Annotated in this window: 17 protein-coding genes; 4 read left to right on the top strand and 13 right to left on the bottom strand. The window is 64.6% G+C overall.

Annotation, left to right across the window (positions count from 1 at the left end):
- Position 1 precedes the first annotated feature (1 nt).
- From ACIPIJ_RS23390 to ACIPIJ_RS23380, 3 genes are read right to left on the bottom strand one after another with little or no spacing between them, the layout of a single operon-like run.
- Complete coding sequence (locus ACIPIJ_RS23390) at positions 2 to 667, bottom strand: SCO family protein (RefSeq protein WP_401081079.1); 666 nt, start codon at positions 665 to 667, stop codon at positions 2 to 4.
- Positions 664 to 1,326: an SCO family protein gene (locus ACIPIJ_RS23385; protein ID WP_401081077.1), complete on the bottom strand. Its 663-nt coding sequence runs from the start codon at positions 1,324 to 1,326 to the stop codon at positions 664 to 666. Before ACIPIJ_RS23385 ends, ACIPIJ_RS23390 begins: the two co-directional genes overlap by 4 nt.
- Entirely contained in the window at positions 1,323 to 3,302 is a 1,980-nt protein-coding gene (locus ACIPIJ_RS23380) for a beta-propeller fold lactonase family protein (RefSeq protein ID WP_401081074.1), read from the bottom strand. The genes ACIPIJ_RS23385 and ACIPIJ_RS23380 overlap by 4 nt, the downstream gene beginning before the upstream one ends.
- A gap of 312 nt (positions 3,303 to 3,614) precedes the next feature.
- Here ACIPIJ_RS23380 and ACIPIJ_RS23375 point away from each other — a divergent pair, with 312 nt between their 5' ends.
- Positions 3,615 to 4,280, top strand: a complete 666-nt coding sequence (locus ACIPIJ_RS23375; RefSeq protein ID WP_401081071.1) for a hypothetical protein — start codon at positions 3,615 to 3,617, stop codon at positions 4,278 to 4,280.
- Positions 4,281 to 4,354: 74 nt separating this feature from the next.
- Here ACIPIJ_RS23375 and mnxG read toward each other — a convergent pair whose 3' ends face one another.
- Positions 4,355 to 10,216 (bottom strand): manganese-oxidizing multicopper oxidase MnxG, encoded by a 5,862-nt coding sequence (gene mnxG / locus ACIPIJ_RS23370; protein ID WP_401081068.1) that lies wholly within the window; start codon positions 10,214 to 10,216, stop codon positions 4,355 to 4,357.
- A gap of 254 nt (positions 10,217 to 10,470) precedes the next feature.
- Here mnxG and ACIPIJ_RS23365 point away from each other — a divergent pair, with 254 nt between their 5' ends.
- Both ACIPIJ_RS23365 and ACIPIJ_RS23360 read left to right on the top strand, forming a co-directional pair.
- The gene (locus ACIPIJ_RS23365) at positions 10,471 to 10,758 is read left to right on the top strand and encodes a hypothetical protein (RefSeq protein ID WP_401081066.1); all 288 of its coding nucleotides are present in this window, start codon (positions 10,471 to 10,473) and stop codon (positions 10,756 to 10,758) included.
- A gap of 84 nt (positions 10,759 to 10,842) precedes the next feature.
- A complete protein-coding gene (locus ACIPIJ_RS23360) occupies positions 10,843 to 11,457 on the top strand; it encodes a Yip1 family protein (protein WP_401081065.1) in 615 nt (204 codons plus the stop codon).
- Between the two features lie 17 nt (positions 11,458 to 11,474).
- Here ACIPIJ_RS23360 and ACIPIJ_RS23355 read toward each other — a convergent pair whose 3' ends face one another.
- The 5 genes from ACIPIJ_RS23355 to ACIPIJ_RS23335 all read right to left on the bottom strand — a co-directional run bounded on the left by ACIPIJ_RS23355 (position 11,475) and on the right by ACIPIJ_RS23335 (position 15,455).
- Positions 11,475 to 11,735, bottom strand: a complete 261-nt coding sequence (locus tag ACIPIJ_RS23355) for a DUF1652 domain-containing protein (protein ID WP_401081062.1) — start codon at positions 11,733 to 11,735, stop codon at positions 11,475 to 11,477.
- A gap of 204 nt (positions 11,736 to 11,939) precedes the next feature.
- Positions 11,940 to 12,833 (bottom strand): DNA-3-methyladenine glycosylase family protein, encoded by an 894-nt coding sequence (locus ACIPIJ_RS23350; protein WP_401081059.1) that lies wholly within the window; start codon positions 12,831 to 12,833, stop codon positions 11,940 to 11,942.
- A 121-nt stretch (positions 12,834 to 12,954) separates the two neighbouring features.
- On the bottom strand, positions 12,955 to 13,830 hold the full coding sequence (locus tag ACIPIJ_RS23345; RefSeq protein ID WP_401081056.1) for a pirin family protein: 876 nt from the start codon (positions 13,828 to 13,830) through the stop codon (positions 12,955 to 12,957).
- A gap of 101 nt (positions 13,831 to 13,931) precedes the next feature.
- Positions 13,932 to 14,804, bottom strand: a complete 873-nt coding sequence (locus tag ACIPIJ_RS23340; protein ID WP_401081054.1) for an alpha/beta fold hydrolase — start codon at positions 14,802 to 14,804, stop codon at positions 13,932 to 13,934.
- A 21-nt stretch (positions 14,805 to 14,825) separates the two neighbouring features.
- The gene (locus tag ACIPIJ_RS23335) at positions 14,826 to 15,455 is read right to left on the bottom strand and encodes a LysE family translocator (protein WP_401081051.1); all 630 of its coding nucleotides are present in this window, start codon (positions 15,453 to 15,455) and stop codon (positions 14,826 to 14,828) included.
- A gap of 130 nt (positions 15,456 to 15,585) precedes the next feature.
- Between ACIPIJ_RS23335 and ACIPIJ_RS23330 the strand changes: the two genes are divergently transcribed.
- On the top strand, positions 15,586 to 16,065 hold the full coding sequence (locus ACIPIJ_RS23330; RefSeq protein WP_401081048.1) for a GNAT family N-acetyltransferase: 480 nt from the start codon (positions 15,586 to 15,588) through the stop codon (positions 16,063 to 16,065).
- 109 nt (positions 16,066 to 16,174) lie between these two features.
- On the opposite strand, the gene ACIPIJ_RS23325 is transcribed toward ACIPIJ_RS23330, so the two are convergent.
- From ACIPIJ_RS23325 to ACIPIJ_RS23310, 4 genes are read right to left on the bottom strand one after another with little or no spacing between them, the layout of a single operon-like run.
- Positions 16,175 to 17,104, bottom strand: a complete 930-nt coding sequence (locus ACIPIJ_RS23325) for an aliphatic sulfonate ABC transporter substrate-binding protein (protein ID WP_401081045.1) — start codon at positions 17,102 to 17,104, stop codon at positions 16,175 to 16,177.
- 3 nt (positions 17,105 to 17,107) lie between these two features.
- Complete coding sequence (gene mgrA / locus ACIPIJ_RS23320; protein WP_401081042.1) at positions 17,108 to 18,151, bottom strand: L-glyceraldehyde 3-phosphate reductase; 1,044 nt, start codon at positions 18,149 to 18,151, stop codon at positions 17,108 to 17,110.
- Positions 18,148 to 19,482: an LLM class flavin-dependent oxidoreductase gene (locus ACIPIJ_RS23315; protein ID WP_401081040.1), complete on the bottom strand. Its 1,335-nt coding sequence runs from the start codon at positions 19,480 to 19,482 to the stop codon at positions 18,148 to 18,150. Before ACIPIJ_RS23315 ends, mgrA begins: the two co-directional genes overlap by 4 nt.
- Positions 19,483 to 19,500: 18 nt before the next feature.
- Positions 19,501 to 21,720 carry a TonB-dependent receptor gene (locus ACIPIJ_RS23310; protein ID WP_401081037.1) on the bottom strand — a complete coding sequence of 740 codons (2,220 nt, stop codon included), beginning with the start codon at positions 21,718 to 21,720 and terminating at the stop codon, positions 19,501 to 19,503.
- Between the last annotated feature and the right edge of the window lie 215 nt (positions 21,721 to 21,935).

Raw genomic sequence — 21,935 nt, 5'->3', positions numbered from 1 at the left:
CTCAGCGCCCGGCCAGGGGCTGGGTCAGTAACTGCATCCGCTGGGCGATGGCCGCGGGCGGCGCATCCGGCCGGATCTTGCTCCAGCGCTTGCCGGCCACGTCACCGGCAATCAGCTGGGTCGAATGCTGCTCGGGGCTGGGCAGGAACTGGCCGATGCGGCCGAGCACCAGGTCGACATTGGCTTTGTCGCCGGTCAGGAACAGCCAATTGGCGCTGTCTACCCCCTGCTTTTCGGCAAACGCCTTGAGCGCCGCCGGGGTGTCGTTGAGCGGGTCGCTGCTGATCGACACGAAGGTCACCTGGCTGGCCAGTGCCGGCCCCATGGCCTCACGGACTTCGCGCAGCTTGCGGGTGATCAGCGGGCAGGCATCGGTGCAGTGGGTGAAGATCACGTTGAGCATCACCACCTTGTCCTTGAGCACATCACTGTAAAAGCGCAGTTCGCGGCCGTTCTGGTCCTGCAGCACCGTCTCGGTGAACCAGGTCTGGGCATCGCGGGTACCGCCGCCGCTGGCCATGGTCGGTGGCGCCGGTTGCGGGCTGGGTTCGCGCGCGGCGTGGCCGTCGTGGGCCATGGCGACCGAGGCGAAGATCCACAGGCAAGCGGCCAGCACCAGCCAGTCAAAGCTGCGCATGGCGGCATGATGCGAGGTTTGGCTGCTCATGGTTGCACCTCCTGATGTTCAGCAATGGCGGTACTTTTGGCATGTACCCGGCGGGCGCTAAGGCGGTTGATCTCCCCGATCAGCACGGCGGGGTCGGTGAAACCGTAGTAGCGCGTCCAGTGGCCGCTGCGCCCGTCCCCCACCAGGATCAGCGGCGGATGCTGGCGGAGGTCGGCACTGAAGCTGCCTAGGCCTTTGAGGGTCTCGGTAATGGCGTACTGCGAGCCGGTCAGCCAGCTCCACCCAGGCCCGTGCTGAAAGGCCTTGGCATAACGTTGCAGGCGCTTGGCGTCGTCACGCTGCGGGTCGACGCTGATCGACACCAGGCGGATTTCCTCGCCCACGCGCCCCCCCAATTGTTGCTGGACCTTGCCCATGATCGACGACACCACCGGGCACACCGTCGTGCAGCTGGTGTAGATGAAGCCCATCACCACCAGGTGCTCGCCGACCAGGTCTTTTTCCAGGCGCACCGGCATGCCGTTCTGGTCCAGCAGCGGGACATCGGCAAAGCGCACGCTGGCCTTTTCCTGGCGCGCCGCCGCCTGCGGTTCGGCCGGGCCGTTGTGGTCGTGGCCAGCGTGGGCCAGGGCCAGGTTGCTGAAGCCCGCCAGGGCCAGGCTCAGGGCAAGCAACTTGCAAGAATGCGTGGCGTTCATCGCACATTCCTCACTTCAGTGGGGGAAGCGGCAGACGCTGCGGCGGGCAGGACGCGCAGGCTGGTGTAGTTGTCTTCGGTGAACTTGCGCCCGAGCGACGGCGACTGCACATGCAGGTACCAGGCGCCAGCTTCAGGTAGTTGCAGTGCGGCCTGGTACACGCCCTCGCCCACCTCTTCCAGGCGCAGGTTGCGCGGCATCGATGAGGGGGCCAGGAAATAGCGCAGGGTCAGGTCGTCCAGGCCCACCCGCGGGCGGCCATCGTCGCCGACAATGCGCACCTTGGCGGTGAAGGCGCTGTGCTGCGGCAGCGGCTGATCGAGGCCGATGAACTCGGCATGCGCGCCCTTGCGCTTGCTGGCGTCGGGCGCGGCGGCCACATCGGTGCTGAAGCAGTGAATGATCTGTGGCTGGTTGAGCAGAAACGCCACATCGAAATTGCCGGCCGCCGGCATTTTAACCGTCGAGCCGTACACCCCTGGCGCCAGCTCGCGCAGGCTGCGGTCGATGACGAGGGCCGCGCGGGCCTGATGGCCGCGGTTGTTGTAGCCGGACATCGGCGCGTTCATGCCCTCGGCGTAGAAGTAGGTGGTGTTGTCCACCGGGTTGACCACGAACACCGAATTGTCGTCGCGCGACACCGACAAGCCTTGTGCCAGCGGCAAATCACCCGCCTGGCGCGGTGCGGCCGGGCCGGCCTCGAAACCCTGGACGATCGGCGTGCGCCCCTCGCCCAGGCTGCCTAGGTTGATCATGCTGACTTTCGAAGAGGCCAGGCCGCGCACGTAGGCATAGCCTTTGGTGAACGTCAGCTGGTACGGTTCTGCCGCCACCGGGATGCGGTGGATCAGCTTGTCGGTACTGGCGTCGATCACCAGGGCCTGGTTTTCCAGGGTGTTGAGCACGATGCCGTAGCGCCCATCGCCACTGAAACGCATCGGCCCCAAGCCCTGTTCGGCCTGCACCGTGTGGCGCAACTGGTGGTTGCGGGCATCGTATACCCGCACGGTGCCTTCCGAACCATCACTCACGTACACCGCCTGGGACAGTGGCGAATAGGCCACTGCCAGCGGGTGGGGGCCGACCTCCAGGGTTTTCACCAGGCGCATCTCGGGGATGTCGATGATGCTCAGGGTGCCACCGTCGCGGTTGCTGATGTAGGCGTAGCGCGAATCGGCGCTGAAGGCGATTTCGTGGTGCCCGGAGCCGGTGGCGAAGCTCTTCAGCGTGGTGCGGCCCGGCACATCGATCACCGTCACCCCGCCCTTGGCCGGATCATCACTGTTATTGCCGACCCACAGCCGGTGCTGGTCCGGTTGCAGGGCCACGCGCAACGGCATTTCGCCGGCCTCGAGGCTGGCCACGCGGGTGAAGGTCTCGGTGTCGATCACCGCCACCTTGCCGCGTTCGGGAATCGACACGAACACCTGCTTGTCGTCACCGGTGGCCACCCAGTCCATGGGCCGGCCCGGCAGGTCGATTCGCGCCAGGGTGCTGGTGACGCCGCCCACCGACACGGTCGGGTCGATCACCGTCAGGCTGGCATCCTTGTTCAGCACCAGCAGAAAATAACTGTTCAGGTCCAGCAACGGCCGCGCACCGATGCTGCTCTTGAGAAACAGCGCAACCCGGGCCTTGCAGCTCTGGTCACGGGTGCTTTCCAGCGGGGCTGCCTGCGCCGGGTCGATCCACGCCCCCGGCGCCATGCCCGACAGCGGCTGGCCGCTGTTCTGGTCGGTGACCTTGAAGCGAATGTTGGCGAAGGCACCTTCGCGCAGCTCGCCACCGGCCAGCGGCCGGGCTTCGAACTCCACGGTCACACCGTCGCGGCTGAGCCGGTGCAGGGCCTGGGGGTCGGCAGGCGCCTGCAGCAGCTCGCGCGGGTCGCACCAGAGCTCTTCATAAGCGACCCCGAGGCCGATCAGGGCCATGCTCAGCAGCAGGCCGGCGTATACCGGGCGCAGTTTGAGCTTCATGGCAGCGCCCTCTTCGACACGGGCGTACATGGGACGGCGGGTTTGGGTGGGACGACCATGCAGCACCTCCACGAGGCTTATTATTCTGTGGAGTGCAGTAGCAAACGCTATGCCATCAAAAAACTGATTGAATAAGAGCGGGTTAGCGCAACAACCGGAGAACGGTGGGGAGCAAGCCCCGGGGCATGCCCCAAAGGCGGGGGCCGTTGGCGGGTGCGCTCCTGTTGGCGGGACCTGGCATTTTTACCAGTTTCGAGGGAGTTCGAATCTGGCAATACTCAGGCCTGCGTCCCCACAGACCCCGGAGCCAACATGAATGCAATCACTGAAACATCACCTGCGACATCGTCCCGACTATCCGCGCCCCTGAACGTCAAAGTGACCAACGCATTGCGCGTCAACGCCGATCAGGAACAGGTCCTGCATCCCAGCTACATCATCGCTCGGGGACGCGTCCCGATTAGCCCCACCCCCGCATCCAATGCCTCATTCCAGACGGTTGTTGAAGGCGGCACGCCCTCGTATGCCTATTCATCGAACAACCTAGCGGTTGCAGTCGTGAGCACAACCGGGAAGGTGGTGGCCGCAGGCATCGGTTCGGCGATCATCACGGTCACCGACGACAAAGGCCGGACAGCCAGTTACACCATTACCTTCAAGGGGACAATGAGGCTTGTCGAGCAAGGCCGAGCAGTTCCCTGGTCATCAGACAGCCAGGACAGAAACCGCCCCGAGTACTATGCCCTGACTCGGGAACAAATGAGGTGGTTCTGGGAACAGTACAAGGACGAAGACCTAAGTCGATCAGTGCCTGCGATTCTGGGGTGGGCCAGCAATACCAACTACTGGAGCGGGGACAATGACCTGAGTGGCGCCGTAGCATGGGCCGTCAACTTCTCTGCACTGGCACCTAACTTCGCAGGCACTTCAACCGGCGGGGGCGTACTACTGCCTACCGTTACCAAGATCAGCTGGTAACCCAGACAACCAGGCCACTGGAACGCTCCCGTGGCCTGGTTCCCTGTGTGCATCCATCCCTGGGCATTGCTGTGCTATTGCGCAGGCGCAATGGCCGGCGGTGGGTCGTTGGTCACCCGCAAGATCCCCCACAGCCCCGAGGTGTTGCCGTAAGCGGCATAGTCGCGGAACAGGTAGTCGCCCGGCACGCCATTGGCGCCCCCGGCACTGGGCAGCATGAAGCTGAAGTGCGCGGCAGGCAGCACGCTCTCCTGGGCGCCGATGTACATCGACATCGGGTTGTAGCCGAAACGCACCGAGCCGATGCCAGGCAGGCTCATCGGGTACCCGTCAAGGTCGCTCTTCTCGGCCTGGTAAGCGTGCAGCGGCCACAGGTGCCCGTCGAGCTGGTAGGTGATGCCACGGCTGCCACCACTGGGCATCACCACGTGGTTGCGCACCGGCTGCCCAGGCTTGGCCCACAGTACCGGGGTTTGCGGGTCACCGCCCACCAGGGCATTGCTGTAGGCCATGTGCGCGTTCGGCACATCGGCGAAGCCAAAGCCATCGGCATGGCCGAACGGTGCATCCGGCGCCAGGCCAAAGCGCAGCCAGAGTGGCTCGGTCTTGTAGTTGATGGCCATGTTGCCGTTGTCTTTCGGGTCACCGGGCACGCCGTTGCCTTCAGTGGCAATCCCCTCCACCGGGCGACCGTCAGCCCAGCGCATGTTCAGCGAGCGCTGCCAGACCGTGACGAAGTCGCGGTAGTCCGGCTGACCGCTGACCTTCACCGTGGCCTGGGTGCGGCTGGCGGTGTCCTCGGCCCAGGTGGCTGTTTGCGGCAGGATGCTCATGGCGCCGACCAGGCCCTTCTGCGACTGCTTGATGACATCCGCCGGGGTCAGGTTGAGGCCACCGAACTCGATCGCCGTGGTGTTGATGTTGTCCACCGTACGGCCCAGTTGCAGCACGGGTTTGCCTTCACGTTCCAGGTGCCCGGCGTAGTACTGGTACACCTTGGTCGGGTAGGCGCCGCTGCTGCCGTTGCGCGGTGGCACGGTCTGCACCGGGTTGAGGCCGACGTTGACGCCATCGGACTTGGTGATGTCGTACGCCAGCAGCTGCGCGTGCAGGCCCACGTGGCTGGACGGCCGCATCAGGTTGTTGTTGAACGCGGTGGAGCCTTCGCTGCCGTTGCGGTCGCGCTTGACCACATTCTGCATCACCGCCGTGCTGGGCAGGTCAGGCATGACCAGCGGCAGGCGGTTCTCCAGGGTGATGCTGATGCAGTCACCGGCGTTGGCGCGCAGCACCAGTGGCTCCACGGGCACCCCGGCCTTGAGCTTGCCGGTGCTGGCGTCCAGGTCGGCCTTGCGTACGTATAGCACGGCCGTCGGGTCATGCAGTGGCGCGCTGTGGCCGCCCACGGTGAAGGTGGCGCCGTCCTCCTCGTCGGTCACCGTCACCTGCGGGATGCTCGTTCTGCGGCTGTTGAACACCAGCGTGCCGCCGTTGGCCTTCAGCGGGCCGCCGACGTGTTGGCCGATGCCGGCCGGGTCATTGATGCTGACGCCGTGGCGGTTTTCGAGGATGTCGTTGGCCAGCGCGGCGACAATCTCGTAGTTGCGCTTGACCGTCGCCCGGGTGCCGACGCCGGTGGGGTTGGCCGTGGTTTTCGGGCAGATGCCATCGAAGTTGACGGTATTGCGCATGGCCACCGGCTGCGGGTTGTTCGGCAGCGCGAACAGGTCGGCACGTTGCGCGGTGTAGTTGCGCATGACGCCCCAGATGCCGTTCCAATAGCCTTCCAGCGCCGCATCCAGCGAGTACAGGTAGTCGCCGTTGGTGGCGGCGGAGCTGGATATCATCGACACCGGGGCCATGAAACCCAGTTGCTCGGAAATACCGATCATCTGCGAGGCCTTCCAACCCGAGTTGGAGCTGTTGCCGAAGCCGGTGCCGTTTTGCAGCCATTTGACACCGTGCAAGGTGACGTTGTGCTCCTCCTCATGGCCGCCCGCATGCATACGCAGCCGCACATTGTCGCCGGAGTAGGTGCGCAGCAGGGGCGTGAACGGGTCGCCTGGCTCGCTGCCTGCAGTGTTGATGTGCGGCGGGAACAGCGTGGTGCCGCCGGTGGGGCCGACCGCCGAAGTGATCGCCGAAGGGGCCAGGTTCATCGCCGGGATGGCACGGTCGGTGCGGCTTTGCAAGGCATAGCCGAGGTCGCCGCCGAGGCCATCGGCCTGCATGCCGCGCTTGCCGTCGGGCGCTACCTTGTTTGGGTCGAACACGCGCAGGGCCAGCGGCTCGTTGCGGTAGTTGACGACGAACATGCCCGGGTCATCCACCGAGATCGCTTGCGGGCATGGCCGGCTCGGACAACCGGGGTTCAACCCACCACGCGACTCGACCACCGACTCCAGCAGGTTCGAGGCTTTCTGCCGGACCGGTGGGTTGATGGCGTAGCGGAAGCTGTCGGCGGTGGCTGGGTAGGCCTGGCCATTGGGAATGCCATCGGGGCCGGCGCCCACATACACGCCAGCTTCATAAGCATGCTGGAAGTCGCTGTACTCGAGGAAGAACTCACGGTAGCTGTCGTTCTTGCCATCACCGTCGTGGTCGCCCGTCTTGATCACCGCCTGCCACGAGGTCGGGCCGCCGTCCTGGCGGAGCGCCGGGTTGTACAGCTGCTCGCCGGTTTCGGCGTGGTACCACGTAGAGCCGGCGGGTTCGGCCAGCACGGTGGCGTACAGGCCCAACTGCTGGTGGGTCGATGGGCCGAGGTGGTCATGGGTGAAGATGGTGCCCAGGCCACGGTCGACGTTGTGCACGTTGACCAGTGGGTCGGCGAACCAGCGCTGCATGGCTGTGCGTGCGCCTACCCAGTCGGCCCGGCCGAAGCGGCCGAAGTACGGGTGCAGCTTGGCTTTCGGACAGGCGGCGGTGCCGTCGCGGCTGTCGCCTTCGGCACAGCCATTGAACGCGCGAATGGCATGCACACGCTCCACCACGCTGCCCGGCGAAAGTATGCCGTCTTCGTAGTTCCAGCCGTTGGCCGACCCGTCGGCCGCCGTAAGGTCCCACTTGGGCAGATGGATGTGCTGGCCGATCACGTCAGTGGGGGTGCGCACCTGGTAGTCGTCCATTTCATAGAACGATGGGATCAGGTTGGTGTGCTGGTACATGGTGCAATCGAAGGTGTTCATGCGCATCACCAGCGGCTCTGGCGGGCGCTGCTTGGTGATCACCGGCCAGGCGTCTTCCCACAGAGCAATGATGCGCGCCTGCGGGAAGTGGTAGCCGACCTTGTTGTACACCGCATCGAACTGGATATTGGCACCCTTGTAGATGCGTGGGCGGTCGGCGGTGAAGGTGGACGCGCCGCGGAAGTTGATGCCGCCCAGGCTCTCGCCGCTGAAGAACTCACCGGTGCCCGAAGACTGGGTCAGGCGCTTGCCGCGGTCGTCCATGCACGGCTCGAAGAACGGCGCACCGGCGGTAGGCAGTGCACCGTTGGTACGAAACGCCTTGGCCACCGGCTGGCCGCCGGGGATCAAGGCAAAGCTTGGGTGCTCGGCCTTGGCGTGGAACTGCATGGCGGCCTGTTCGACGTCGGTGCCTTCTTCGGGCAGGTAGATCGGCTTGGCCTTGTGCACCACCTTGGAGAAGTCCAGCTTGGTAGTGGTGGCTTCAGCCTCGCCACCGGCAGAAACACCGTCCAGCGCATGACGGCCGAGGCCGCCGTCCCAACCGTCGACCTGGTTGGCGTCGAGGTTGGCCCACAGGGCCTTGCCGCTGTCCTTGAGCTGGCGTGCCAAGGCGGGGTCGAGCATGTCCAGCGGTGGGGTCGGCGGGCGTTGGCCAACGCTGCTTTCCATGCCGCCGATCCAGAACGGGTAGCCTGGGTTTTTCAGGCTGCCGTCGGCGTTGCGGTTGGTTTCACTGCGGTCGACCAGTGCCAGCGAGCCGACCGCCTTGGCGGCGCCCGGTGCGTGGCCATGGTCGTCATCGCCCTGCGCTTCACCTTCGTCATCATCGTCATGCTCGGCAACCAACTGTTCGGAGAGTTTCGGTACCACCACGACCTTGCCCGGCATCGGCGCCATGGCCTTGCCCGGCAGCGGCACGATGGCTGGGATCGGCGTGCCGGCGATGATCTCACCGTCGGGCAGCGCCCGCGCGCCAGCCGCCGGCTTGCCGCTGCGCAAGGCGAACGGCGTGCCATGGAAGCCGTTGGCGCCCTGCCCGCTGACTTCCAGCCGGGTGCCCTCCTCGAACACATCGTGCACCCGCCACATGGCCCACATGCCCTGGGCGAAGTGCGGGTAGAAGTGGCAGTGGTAGATGGCGTCACCCGCGACACGGTTGCGGTTGCCCGAGCCTCCGTTGGCGATTTCGTAGCTGTAGCCCACACCTGGGCCTATGCCCTGGGCGTCGATGTAATCGGAGTTGTCGTCGTTGGGGTTGAACAGCCACTGGTGGCCGTGCAGGTGGAAAATGTGCTGCTCGTGGCCGTTGTGGGTGTTGCGGAACTTGGTGAAATCACCAATGTAGCTGTGGTGCACATTGGCCGGTTCCGATGGGTACAGCGCCATGTTGGCCTTGACCCCGACCGCGCTCGCCGGTGGCGTCTGGCCCGGGCGGATATGCTCCAGCCCGATGTTGGCCGGGACGTCCACCAGGGTGCCGATATCACCGACCGTATGCGCGCTTAGGAAGAACTCCTCATAGGCGCAGGACAGGCAGTCATGCATTGGCCCGACCCCCAGCCGGTTGGCCACGACTTCCGCGCCCATGCCGCCCGAGCCGTAGTTGATCATGAACGCGTCACGCGCAGGTTCCAGCACGTGCCCCATGACCGGGTCGGCCCAGTAACCGGGGAACGCTTGGGTGGCGGCAACTTCATCGGCGAACTGCGAGGCGAAGTCGCGGAATGCCTCCAGCCGGTTGGGCAATGCCGGGTTGCGCTTGTTGATGCTTTCCAGCGGATAGGTGGAGCGCGGGAAACTGCCGTCCGGGTTAGGGCCCATGACGATGGCGTCGGTTTCGCTGCTGAGGATTTCGTTGCCGTCGACCATGGCGATGATCGGCTTGCCGGCCTTGCCTTCGGCGATCCACGGCTGCAGTTGCGGGTAGCGCGCCTCATAGTCGACCACGGGCTGGCCGGTGGCAGCGCGGCCAGTGCTGGCCAGGCGCATTTCCTCCTCGGTCAGGGTGTTGCGGTAGGTGCGCCCGCCTTTGGGCACCACCACCACCTGGCCAAACAGGCCGTTGGCCACGTTGCCGCCGTTGCCCTGGCCACCAAACGTGGCGCCCAGGCTGGTCGCCGCGAAGGCGCCCTCACGTTCGGCATAGAGGGTATAGCTGCGGGTGGCCCCAGGGGCGATCAGGTAGTTGCCGTTGCGGCCGGTGTTGGCGGCGATGTCGCCGATGCTGGAGACCGCCTGCAGGCCGTTCACCTGGAAGCCCACATGGCGGTCGGTCACCTGCTCGTCGGCAACGAAGTTTTCGCCTCCGTCATTCTCCACTTCCGGGGCTTCTTCCCCCTCTTCACCTTCGACCTCGTTGTCATCGTGGTCGATGCCGTGTTTATTGGGGTTGGCCTGATAAGCCAACAAGTTGGTCAGGTTGACCGTCAGGCAGTCGCCAGCGGCGACCCGCAGCACGATAGGGCGCGGGCGTTTGTCCGGGCGCAGGGTGACCTTGCCGGGCACGGCGGCCCCGCCCTGGCTGAGCGGGACCTGGTGCTCGTCCACCACATCCTGGCGCAGGGCGAACATCATACCGTTGGCGTTCTGCGCGCCAAGGCGGTTGAACATCAGTGGCTGGTCCAGGGCTACCACATTGGCCACCAGGGTGCGCTGGCATTGCACAGCCGCTTCGCTGGTCGTCTCCCAGCCCAACAGGGCCAGTACAAGTGATGTCAGGACAGGGCCTTTGTTCGGGGTAGACATGCTGCACCTCCGGGACACAGGGACTCTGCAAGAGGTTCAGCAAGGACTATGCCACCAACGAATATCGTTCATATTCAAGTGGTTAGGCAATCAAACGCAGCCAAGGTGGGGAATGTTCCCCCGCGGCAAACCCCACATCAGGGGGCGATATCCATTGCCCTCAGCGGCAATTGGCTCCCCTGAAATAGATTGAACATCCACGCAAATGCGCTTTCAAACCATTGATATTGGTCCTTTGCAGGAACCCAGCCGCGATGAAGATGCCTGGCCGTTCTCCTAACGCCAACCTGCAGCTCGACTATGTGCGCGACACGCTGTTCGGCCCGGTTGCCCAAAGCGTGGAATGCCAGTGCCAGCTTGCTGCGCTGAACCTGCAGGGTCGCCCTGCCCTTCGTCTGCATATCTGCCCACCACTGCCCGACAAGGTCGAGCGCGCTCACAGCGTGGCGTTCGTCTGGGATGGGCGCAGCTATCACGGCGTGGTGCGTGACCAGGGCAAGTGCGGCGATGGCGGCCTGAACCTGCTGGTTGAGCTGCAGTAGCCGATCAACGGCGGCGAACCGGGGTGAACCTGCCACGAATGACGCGTCTCCATAACTAGAGGCCTCTGCCTTCAGGAGATCGCCATGAACAGTCCGTTGCTCAAGCTCTTTACCCACCCCTCCGACGCCTGGATGGACATTCGTCGCGCCGAGGAAGACCATCCGCAGCAGTACCTCCCCCGTCTGCTGGTATTAGCGGTGATACCCGCACTCTGCCTATTCGTAGGTACCACCACGTTCGGTTGGAGCCTGGCCGCCGAAGAACGGGTGCGCCTGAGCATGGGCAGCGCTGCGCAATTGGCCGGATTGCTCTACGCCACCACCGTGGTCGGGGTAATGCTGATGGGGGTAATGATCCGCTGGATGTCGCGCGGCTTTGACGTGCAACCCAGCCTCAGCCAATGCATCGGCTTCGCGGCCTACTGCGCCTCGCCGTGGTTTTTTGCCGGTGTTATTGGCCTGGTGCCGATCCGCTGGTTGGCGCTGATTGTGCTGGCAGCAGCTTCTGCCTACGCCACTGTATTGTTGTACGGCGGGCTACAGACCTTCCTGCGCTTGCGCAAGGAACAGGCGATGCTGTTTGCAACGTGCGTATGGGGAGTGGGGTTGCTGTTGCTGGTGACCATCCTGGTGTCGATGATCCTGTTCTGGTCCAACGGCCTGATGCCGGAATATGTGCGCCCAGCCAGCCTAGGCTGACCGGGCACGGGGGGCGGTCAGGCGAGCGCCCGCAACGGCGCTGGGTGGCTGGCACGCAGCGCATGTAGCTGGCCGACCAGGTTCACTACATCACGGCAACTGTTCAGGTTCTGCAATGACACCCCGGTGAGGGTAACGCCCTCCTCCAGGCTTTGCCCCTGGCCCAGCCGGATGGTCAAGCTGGCGCCGTCGGTGCAACTGACTTCACAACGGTCAGGCAGGCAGGCCTGTTCGATCATTTGGCGCATTTCCAGCATCGAAACTCCAATCAACGACATGTCACGACCCTCTCTTGTTATGGATGGCCTGTGGTTAAGTGAGTACGCCTTTGTCAGGCAGGGTGCCAATAGATAGTTCGCATGCCCAAGCGGCCGTCCATGCGCCAAGGCAATGATAATGCGGGAGATCATCTAGCACCTTAGTGGAAGAACGGTGCAGGGCCATGACCGTTCGATCCAATGATGGCACTTGGCGACAGGCGGTCAGCCTGGCAAAGACGCCCACAAATGCTGCGCTGCATAAGCCCGCCAGGGGTGCCAGGCCAAGGCACGGTCGGCCAATTGCACCTGCGGCCCTTCCAGCAGGCGCAATGCCTTGAGCAGGGCCACATCGCCCAAAGGGAAGGCATCGCGCACACCTGCCTGGCGCAGCGCCAGGTACTGCGCGCTCCAGGGGCCTATGCCCTTCAAGCGGCAAAGTTTGGTGACCAGGGGTTCCAACGCCTGGTCCGGGCGCAGCAGGCCGGGTTGCTCCAGCAGCGCACGCGCCACGGTTGCGAGGGTTACGGCGCGCGAACGGGGCATGCCGAGGTTCGCCAATTCGGCTGTAGCGAGTACCTGGGCAGTGGGGAATACATGCGTCAGGCCTGTGGCCTGCAGGCCCATTGGCCGGCCATGGCGTGCCACCAGGCGGCCGGCCAGGGTCATGGCACCCGCCACGCTGATCTGTTGGCCGAGCACGGTACGCATGGCTTGCTCGCAGGCGTCCCAGCCTTGAGGGACACGCAGGCCCGGGCGGGCGGCCAAGAGCTTGGCCATCAAGGGGTCGCGGGACAAGGCGCAAGCGATGCGCGCGGGGTCGGCGTCCAAGTCGAAGACGCGGCGGATACGGGCGATCAGAGCGGGAATCTTGCTACTGGGTAGGGCGCTGAGGCGGATGTTGAGACAGTTGCCGGCTGCGGGCCTGGCTTCAAGTACGGCGTGCTCGCCATCGACGACAAGGCTGCGACGGTAGATGCCGTTGCTGAAGGTTTCAATGCCGGGGATACACCGGGCTGATAAGAATGCCAGGGTTGAGGGCCAATGATAGGGCGCACGGTAACGCAGCCACAGCGAGTGGTGACCGTCAGGGTTGAAGGTGCGGCGCACTGCGTGCATGCAGTTCATTGGAATGATAATGCCAATAGTTGTGTGGGCTGTGTTGGCCCTTTCGCGGGGCAAGCCCGCACCCATACGTTTTGTGTGCGGGCCCGCCGCGCGAAGAGGCCGGTGCAGCTACTCAGTGCGCTTCGGCCTCCATCAGCCCAAACCGCCCGGCATGGAAATCATCGAACGACTCGGCGATCTCTGCCTGGCTGTTCATCACAAAGGGCCCATAGCCCACGATCGGCTCATCGATCGGCTCGCCGCTGAGCCACAGCACACTCGCGCCTTCGAGCGCCTCGATCAGCACATCTTCACCCGCACGTTGCAGCAACACCAGGCTGGAAGGCCCAGCGTCACGCTCGCCGTTGACCCGCACGCTGCCACGCAGCACCACCAGCGCAGCATTGTGGCCCGCGGCGACCGGCAGCTGCAGTGTCGAACCCGCCTTCAAGCGCATGTCCCAGACGTCCATCGCGGTGAAGGTCCGCGCAGGCCCCTGATGCCCTTGGTAGCTGCCGGCAATCACCCGCAGGCTGCCGGCGTCCCCTTCAAGCGGCACTTCAGGGATATCCGCTGCGAGCAGTGTCTGATAACCCGCCGCCGCACGCTTGTCACGCGCTGGCAGGTTGACCCACAGCTGCACCATCTCGAGCATGCCGCCACTGCGGGCGAACGCCGGGGAATGGAACTCTTCGTGGATGATGCCGTTGGCGGCGGTCATCCATTGCACATCACCCGGGCCGATCAGGCCGCCGGCACCCGTGGAGTCGCGGTGTTCCAGCTCGCCCTGGTAAACGATGGTCACCGTCTCGAAGCCGCGGTGCGGATGCTGGCCAACGCCGCGCCGCTCGGTGGTCGGCGTGAATGCGTGTGGCCCCGCGTAGTCCAGCAGCAGGAACGGGCTGATCTGGCTGGCCAGGTTGTCGTAGGTGAACAGGCTGCGCACCGGGAAGCCATCGCCGACCCAGTGGGCGTGCGGGCTGCGGTGAATACCCAGGATCTTTTTCATGAGAAGTCTCCTCTCTAAGGCTAGGTTCACCTTACCAATGAGACCAATCAACCGGTAGCCAGCGGAAATGGCTTTGATCGTTCCACCAATAGAACAGTTAGTCAGCGCTGGAGGAAATCCAGCACCTGCAGTGCAGCCGTGGCCGGGTCTTCTTGCATGAAGCAGTGCCCCCCGGCAACCTGGCTCGCTTCGACATGGTGGTTCAGGGCCGTCAGCCGCTGCACGGAATGGGGCACGAAGGGATAGGTGTGCTGACCATGCAGTACAAGGGTTGGCGCCTGGATGGCCGCCAACTGTGCCCACATTCGCGACGGGAACGAGCTGAAGATTTCCACCTCACGGCTGGGCCGGCACTTGAGCACCACGCCCTCACCGCAATCGCCGAGGGCATGTTCAATGTAGGCGTGCAGCGCGGCGTCTTTCCAGCCCTTGAAAATCCCCCGCCCCTGCAGCGAAGCCAGCGCCGCCTCGCGGTCCGGCCAGTGGCTGCGACGGCTGGCGGCTTTGCGCGCCAGGGCATGCCGGCGGTGCAGGCCGACCAGCGCGGCGGCGCCCATCACGCCGATCATGCGCCGGCTGAACAACACCGGGTCGAGCAGCACCGCACGTTGGAACAGGCCTGGCTCACTGGCCAGGATCAAGCCGGTGAGCACGCCACCGAAGCTGTGCCCCAGTGCGTAACGCGGTACCTCGCCATACTCGCCGCGGCCCGCCTCGAACGCCTCCGCTGCCAGCGCAGCAGTGCGGTTCCAGCCGCGGAACACACCACCATGGTCACTGTCGCCATGCCCCTGGACATCGCACAGCCACAAGTCGAAATGCTCGCCCAGGCGCATCAGCATCGGCTCGTAGGCCAGGCAGCAAAAGCCGTTGCCGTGCAAGAAATGCAGCAATGGCTTGCCACTGGCCGGTGAGCGCCAACCGCGCAGGGTGAAACCATCGGAGCATTCGTGGGACCAGGGGATCAACTGCATGGGTTGGCTGTACTCGACGCGTTACGAAAACGACGATTCTACAAACAGCAGGGGGTAGAGCGAAATCACCAGCAGCAAGGCCATCAGGACATTGAACAGCACCAGCCAGCGTGGGTTCTGCAACAGGTTGCGCAGGGCACTGCCGCACATCACCCAAACCCCTACGCTGGGCAGGTTGACCAAGGCGAACACGGCGGCGACGACGATCACGTTCATCACGTAGCCCTGGGCCGGCGTGTAGGTGGTAATGGCCCCCACCGCCATCACCCAGGCCTTGGGGTTGACCCACTGAAATGCCGCCGCGCCCAGAAAGCTCAGCGGCTTGCGGGCATTGGGCGAATCGGCGCTCAGCGGCCCGGAAGTGGCGATCTTCCACGCCAGGTACAGCAAGTAGGCGGCGCCCACGTAGCGCAGCACGGTGTACAACGCCGGCCATGCCTTGAACACCTCGCCCAGGCCCAGGCCGACAGCCAGCACCATGATCATGAAGCCAATGCTGATACCCAACGCATGGGGGATCGAGCGGCGAACGCCAAAGTTCACGCCCGAAGCCAGCAACATGGTGTTGTTTGGCCCCGGGGTGATCGACGAAACGAAGGCAAAAAGTACGAAGGCTGTGAGCAGGTCGACAGAGGCAAGCATGGCAGGCATTCCAGAATCTTTATAAGTGCTGTCAGACTACTGGAGTAGCCGTCGCTCCCGACCGGTACAGTTAGATTAAATTAAGCAGATACACATTACTGTATCGCCTCTGACACCCCGAACCACCAGGAAGCCTTGCATGAGCTTGACCATCCGCCCTGCCGTACGCACTGATGCCCCGCAGATCCTTGCCTTCATTACCGAGCTGGCCGAGTACGAGCGTGCGCGCCATGAAGTGATCGCCAATGTTGCCGACATCGAGCACAGCCTGTTCGACGAGGGCAGTACGGTGCGCAGCCTGATCTGCGAGCGCGAGGGTCGGACGATCGGGTTTGCCGTGTACTTCTACAGCTACTCCACGTGGTTGGGGCGAAACGGCATCTACCTGGAAGACCTGTACATCACTCCGGAGCAACGTGGAGGTGGCGCGGGCCGCGACCTGCTGCGGCACATCGCCCGTGAAGCCGTGGACAACCGCTGCGGGCGATTGGAATGGAGTGTGCTGGACTGGAACGAGCCGGCGATCGGGTTCTACAAATCGCTGGGCGCCGAGCCTCAGGATGAGTGGGTGCGGTACCGGTTGGATGGGGACAAGCTGCTGCAGTTTGCCCAAGGTTGAGCGGTCGCTCGCACTGGCTCTATCGCCGGCAAGCCGGCTCACTCAAGGGCCGGCGGTGCTGCTGGCCTGTGGAGCCGGCTTGCCGGCGATAGGGCCGGTATGGCCTACATCAATTTCCCCGCCAAACCGCCCCGGCAATATCCACGCGCTTGGGTAACACCCGGTTCTCGAAAAACAACTGCGCCGTCCGCTGCTGCGCCGCGACGATGTCATCGCTCACCGCGATCACCGGCGACGCCGGACGATGGCTGAAGCTGCGCCGCACCACCTCTTGTGGCAAGCCCATGAACTGCGCCAACAACTGGATGCTGCCGGCCTCATCGCTGCGCGTCAGCGCCTCGGCGCGGGTGATCTCGTCAAGCAACTGCTTGACGAACTCGCCGTTGGCCTCGACATATCCCCGTGCCCCTAGCATGAAGGGCCCGATCAGCCCCAGCCCTTCGCCGTCGGCCAGCAACCGCGCCTTGCCTTCCAGGTCGATGGCCGAATAGAACGGGTCCCAGATGGCCCAGGCATCCACGCTGCCACGCTCGAAGGCCGCACGCGCATCGGCGGGCGCCAGGTAAACCGCCTGTACGTCACGGATGCTCAGGCCAGCCTTGGCCAAGCTGCGCAGCAGCAGGTTGTGCGCGCTGGAACCTTTTTGCAGGGCAATGCGCTTGCCTTTGAGCTCGGCAACCGAATGGATCGGGCTGCCGTTGGGCACCAGGATCACCTCGGCTTTCGGCTTCGGCGGCTCGGCACCGATATACAGCAGGTCGGCACCGGCGGCCTGGGCAAAAATCGGCGGGATGTCGCCGGTCGAGCCGATGTCCAGGCTGCCGATGTTCAGCGCTTCAAGCATCTGTGGGCCCGCCGGAAACTCGATCCACTCGACCTGGGTGTTGGCAAAGCGCTGCTCCAGCAGGCGGTGCTGCTTGGCCAGCACCAGGCTGATGGAGCCCTTCTGGTAGCCGATGCGCAAGGTGGCAGGGTCTGCCGCCTGCACCGCACCGGCCAGGGCCAGCAGCGCAACTAACGCAAAGCGTGCAACGCGCATCGGTCACTCCTTCCAGTCGGTCGAGGGTTTTTCCCAGAGGTTGATTCCACCCTCCACGGCGTACTGGTCGATCTCGGCCAGCTCTTCGGCACTGAACGCCAGGTTGTCGAGCGCGGCGACGTTCTCGACGATCTGTTCGGGCCGACTGGCGCCGATCAGGGCCGAGCTCACCCGTGGATCACGCAGGGTCCAGGCCAGTGCCAGCTGCGCCAGGCTCTGGCCACGGCGCTGGGCGATTTCATTCAGGGCGCGGGCACGGGCGATGTTGGCCTCGGACAGGTGCTGGGGCAGCAACGAGCCGCCGCCCGCACGGTTGACCCGTGCATCGGCCGGGATGCCATCAAGGTACTTGTCGCTGAGCAGCCCTTGGGCCAGGGCGGTGAACACGATCACCCCGGCGCCCAGTTCGGCCGTGGTGTCGAGCAGGTCATGCTCGATCCAGCGGTTGAACAGGTTGTACGAAGGCTGGTGAATCAGCAGCGGTACGTTCAGCGCTGCCAGCAGCGCGGCGATGTCGCGGGTCTTGCCGGCCGAATACGAGGAAATACCGATGTACAGCGCCTTGCCCTGGCGCACGATATCGGCAAGGGCAATGGCGGTCTCTTCAAGCGGCGTGTCGGCGTCGAAGCGATGCGAGTAGAAGATATCCACGTAGTCCAGGCCCAGGCGCTGTAGGCTCTGGTCGAGGCTTGAGATCAGGTACTTGCGCGAACTGCCACCCTGCCCGTACGGCCCCGGCCACATATCCCAGCCGGCCTTGCTGGAGATGATCAGCTCGTCGCGGTGGCTGCGCAGGTCTTCGCGCAGCAGGCGGCCGAAGTTGGTCTCGGCGCTGCCATAAGGCGGGCCGTAGTTGTTGGCCAGGTCGAAGTGGTTGATGCCGGCATCGAACGCGGTGCGCAGCAAGGCGCGCTGGGTGTCGATGGGCGTGGCATCGCCAAAGTTGTGCCACAGGCCCAGGGACAGGGCCGGCAGCACCAGGCCGCTGCGGCCGACACGGCGGTAAGGCATGCGCGCATAGCGCTCGGGGTGGGCAATGTAGCTCATGGTTGGCCTCGCTCGGCAAAAAATGGGTTGACGGGGCGCACCAGCCCCAGGTGCTCGCGCAAGGTACGGCCCTGGTACTGGCGACGGAACAGGCCACGGCGCTGCAGTTCTGGGACCACCTGGGTGGCGAAGTCCTCCAGGCCCTGGGGCAGATGCGGCACCAGCACGTTGAAGCCATCGGCGGCATGGCCTTCGAACCAGGCCTGGAGCTCGTCGGCGATCTGCGTCGGCGTGCCGACCAGGCTGTAGTGCCCTCGCCCGCCAGCAATGCGCCGGCCCAGTTCGGCCAGGGTCAGCTGTTCATTCCCGGCCAGCTCGGTCAGCAGTTGCTGCCGGCTGCGCTGGCCGTCCTGGGTCGGCGGCAGGTCGGGCAACGGCCCGTCCAGCGGGTAGCCGGACAGGTCGAAGTTGCCCAGCATCCGCCCGAGCAAGGCAACGCCGACGCGTGGGTCGACCAGGTCCTGAAATTGCTGGTACTTGGCCTGCGCCTCGGCTGCACTGCGCCCGACCACGACGAACACGCCGGGCATGATCTTCAGTGCGTCCTCGCTGCGCCCATGGCGCGCCAGGCGGCCCTTGAGGTCGCTGTAGAATGCCTGGGCGCGGGCCAGACTGGGTTGCGCGGTGAACACCACCTCGGCACTTTCGGCAGCCAGTTCACGGCCCGCCTCTGAAGCGCCCGCCTGCACCAGCACCGGCCTTCCCTGGGGTGAGCGGGCGACGTTCAGCGGCCCCCTGACGCGGAAGTGCTCACCGGCATGGTCAAGGGTGCGCACCGCCTCTGGGCGGTGGAACTGGCCGCTGGCCTTGTCGCGCACAAAGGCATCGTCGGCCCAGCTGTCCCAGAGTCCCTGGACCACCTGCTGGAATTCACGGGCCCGGGCATAGCGTTCGGCATGCGGGATATGCGCATCGCGGCCGAAGTTGCCGGCCTCGGCGGCGGCATCGGAGGTGACCAGGTTCCAGCCAGCTCGCCCGCCGGACAAATGGTCCAGCGACGCGTACTTGCGTGCAACGTGATACGGCTCGTTGTAACTGGTGGTGGCCGTGGCGATCAGGCCGATGCGCTCGGTCACCGCGCTCAGCGCCGACAGCAGGGTCAGTGGCTCGAAGTACACCGAGCGAGCGCTGTGGCTGGCCAGCGCGTCCGTCGGCGCGGCGACGCTGTCGGCTACGAACAACGCGTCGAAACAGGCCGCCTCGGCCACTTGTGCGGCGCGGCGGTAGCTGGCGAAGTCCAACGGGTCGGCTGGCACATCCGGGTGGCGCCAGGCGGCGAGGTGGTGCCCGGTGGCCATGAGGAACGCACCCAGGCTCATTTGACGACTCATGTCGATCTCCTTGAAAGGTCAGAAGTCCTTGCGAAGCTGCACGCCGAAATAGCGCCCATCGTCACGCGGCACCGAGCGGTAGATGTAGTCCCCGCCACTGGCCAGCATCTGCGCATACGACTTGTCACCGAGGTTCTTGCCCAGCAGCGCCACGCGCCAGCCGTCGTTGTAGTCGGCCAGGGCGATGCTGGCGTTCCAGATGCCGTAGGCGCCCTGAACGGTGTCGGGGTTCTGGTCGAGGCTGAACTGCACGTCGTCCTGCCAGCTGTAATCGCTGGACAGCTCGATATCCAGGCCGTTGTCCAACGGGATCGAGTAGTCGGCCCGCACATAGGTTTTCCAATCCGGGGTGAACGGCAGGCGGCCTCCGTCGATGTTGCAGTTGGCCGCCGCGCCGACCGGGCAGTTGAAGTGGTCGACCCGCGCCTTGGTGTAGGCCACCGCCGCCGACAGCTTGAGTTGGCGGGTGGCCTGGAAGCTGGCGTCCAGCTCCACGCCCTGGGTCTTGACCTTGCCCGCGTTGACCAGGCGGGTGACCACCTGGTTGGCCACGGTGTCGTAGAAGTTGGCCTGGTAGTCGTCGTAATCGGTGTGGAATACCGCGAGGTTGGCCATCAGGCGGTTGTCCAGCGCCGTGCCTTTGAGGCCGATTTCGTAGGCGTCTGAGGTTTCCGGCTTGAGCGCGTCGGTGTCGCGCGGCTGCATGTTGAAGAACACGTTGTAGGCCGGGCCTTTGTAGCCGCGCGAATAGGTGACATAACCGGTCAGGTTGTCGTTGAAGTCATATTGCAGGCCCGTGCGGCCGCTCCAGCCATCCTCGTCCACCGAGCCTGCGCTTGCGGTGGACGGCTGAATGCCGGTAACGGACGTGGCCGATGTGGACACGCGACGGTGGTCGTACTCGAGGTCGTCGTGGGTCCAGCGCAGGCCGAAGATCGCACGGAAATCGTCCGTGAAGTTGAAGGTATTTTCGCCAAACAGGGCCACGCTGTCGTTGGTGGTGGAGTAATCCGCCCGGCCCGTGTTGGCCACCCCGCTGTTGACCGACAGGCGCTGGTAGGTTTCGTTGGACGTGCCGTGCATGTAGAAGGCGCCCAGCACGTATTCGTTGAACTGGCCCTTGGGCGAAGTCAGGCGGAACTCCTGGCTGTACTGGTCGTAGTCCACCGTGCCCTTGTCATGCGAGGCGGTCACGGGCAGCAAGGCGCGGCGGTCGCCGTCCTGGTACTGGGTGTTGTCCCAGCCGCGCCAGGCACTGATCGAGGTCAGGGTGTAGTCGCCCAGTTGCCAGTCGAGCTGGGCCGACAGGCCCTGGTTCTCATCTTCGACATGGGTCTTGAAGTCGCTGTTGATGTCACGGTTGTGGGCACTGGCCGTTACCGGGCGCAGCGTGTTGGCAAAGGCGCTGCTGGCGCGGGTGATCACGCCGCTGGGCAAGGTGTCCTCGCCCTTCATGTAGTCGGCGATCAGGGTCAGGCGCAGGGCTTCGCTGGGCTCGAACTCCAGCTTGCCGCGCACACCTTTGCGCTCGTAGCCGTTGACGTCGTGGCCATTGGCGACGTTCTCGACATTGCCGTCGTAGTCGCCCCACAGCGTGCTCAGCGATCCCTTGAGCTGCTCGTTCAGCCGGCCGCCGATGCCGAAGCGCAGGCGGTTCTCGTCACCACCGCCGAAGTGCGAATAGTCCACATAGCCTTGGGTCTGCTCGGGGATGGCTTTGCTGACCACGTTCAGCACACCGGCCGAGGCGTTCTTGCCGAACAGCGTGCCCTGCGGGCCGCGCAGCACCTCGATGCGTTCAAGGTCGAGCAGGTCGAGTGTGGACTGGCCGGGGCGGCCGAACACCACCCCATCGACCACCGTGGCCACGGTCGGCTCGACGCCCGGTGACGTGGAGATGGTGCCCACGCCGCGGATGAACAGCGACGTGTCCTTGTTGGACGCGCCGGCTCGGTAATTGAGGGTCGGTACCTGCTGGACGATGCTGGCGACATTGTTGCGGTTGTCGCGCTCAAGCTGCTCGCCGTCGACCACCGACACCGCCACCGGCACTTGCTGCAGGGTCGACTCGCGGCGGGTGGCTGTGACCGTCACCGCGCCCAGTGAAGTGGCCTGCGCCTGCGCGCTTTGCGCGGCAGGCTCTGCGGCCTGGGCGCACTGGCCGACAGCTGCCAGCAGCACGGCAGCCGCCAGGGGATGGCGTTGGGTAAAGGGGAAGGCGCTTCGGCTTTTCTGCATGATGCTCACTCTGCCAATCGAGACCAGACCAGGCCCACAACGGGGCCGACACGGGTGTTGCTGTGGTTGTCTGGTCTCGCTCGTGCGAGTGGCAGGCGCTTGCCAACAGCAGCGCTTGTTAGCGCTAACATGAACAAGTATCAGAGGCGCTTGCTTAGCAGGTCAAATACTAAAAAGGCAGATTTATATGCCATAAAGCTATTTGCCAGTCGTGT

Source organism: Pseudomonas sp. NPDC087185 (assembly GCF_044744955.1).
GTDB lineage: Bacteria > Pseudomonadota > Gammaproteobacteria > Pseudomonadales > Pseudomonadaceae > Aquipseudomonas.
This window is presented reverse-complemented; position numbering and strand designations above follow the sequence as displayed.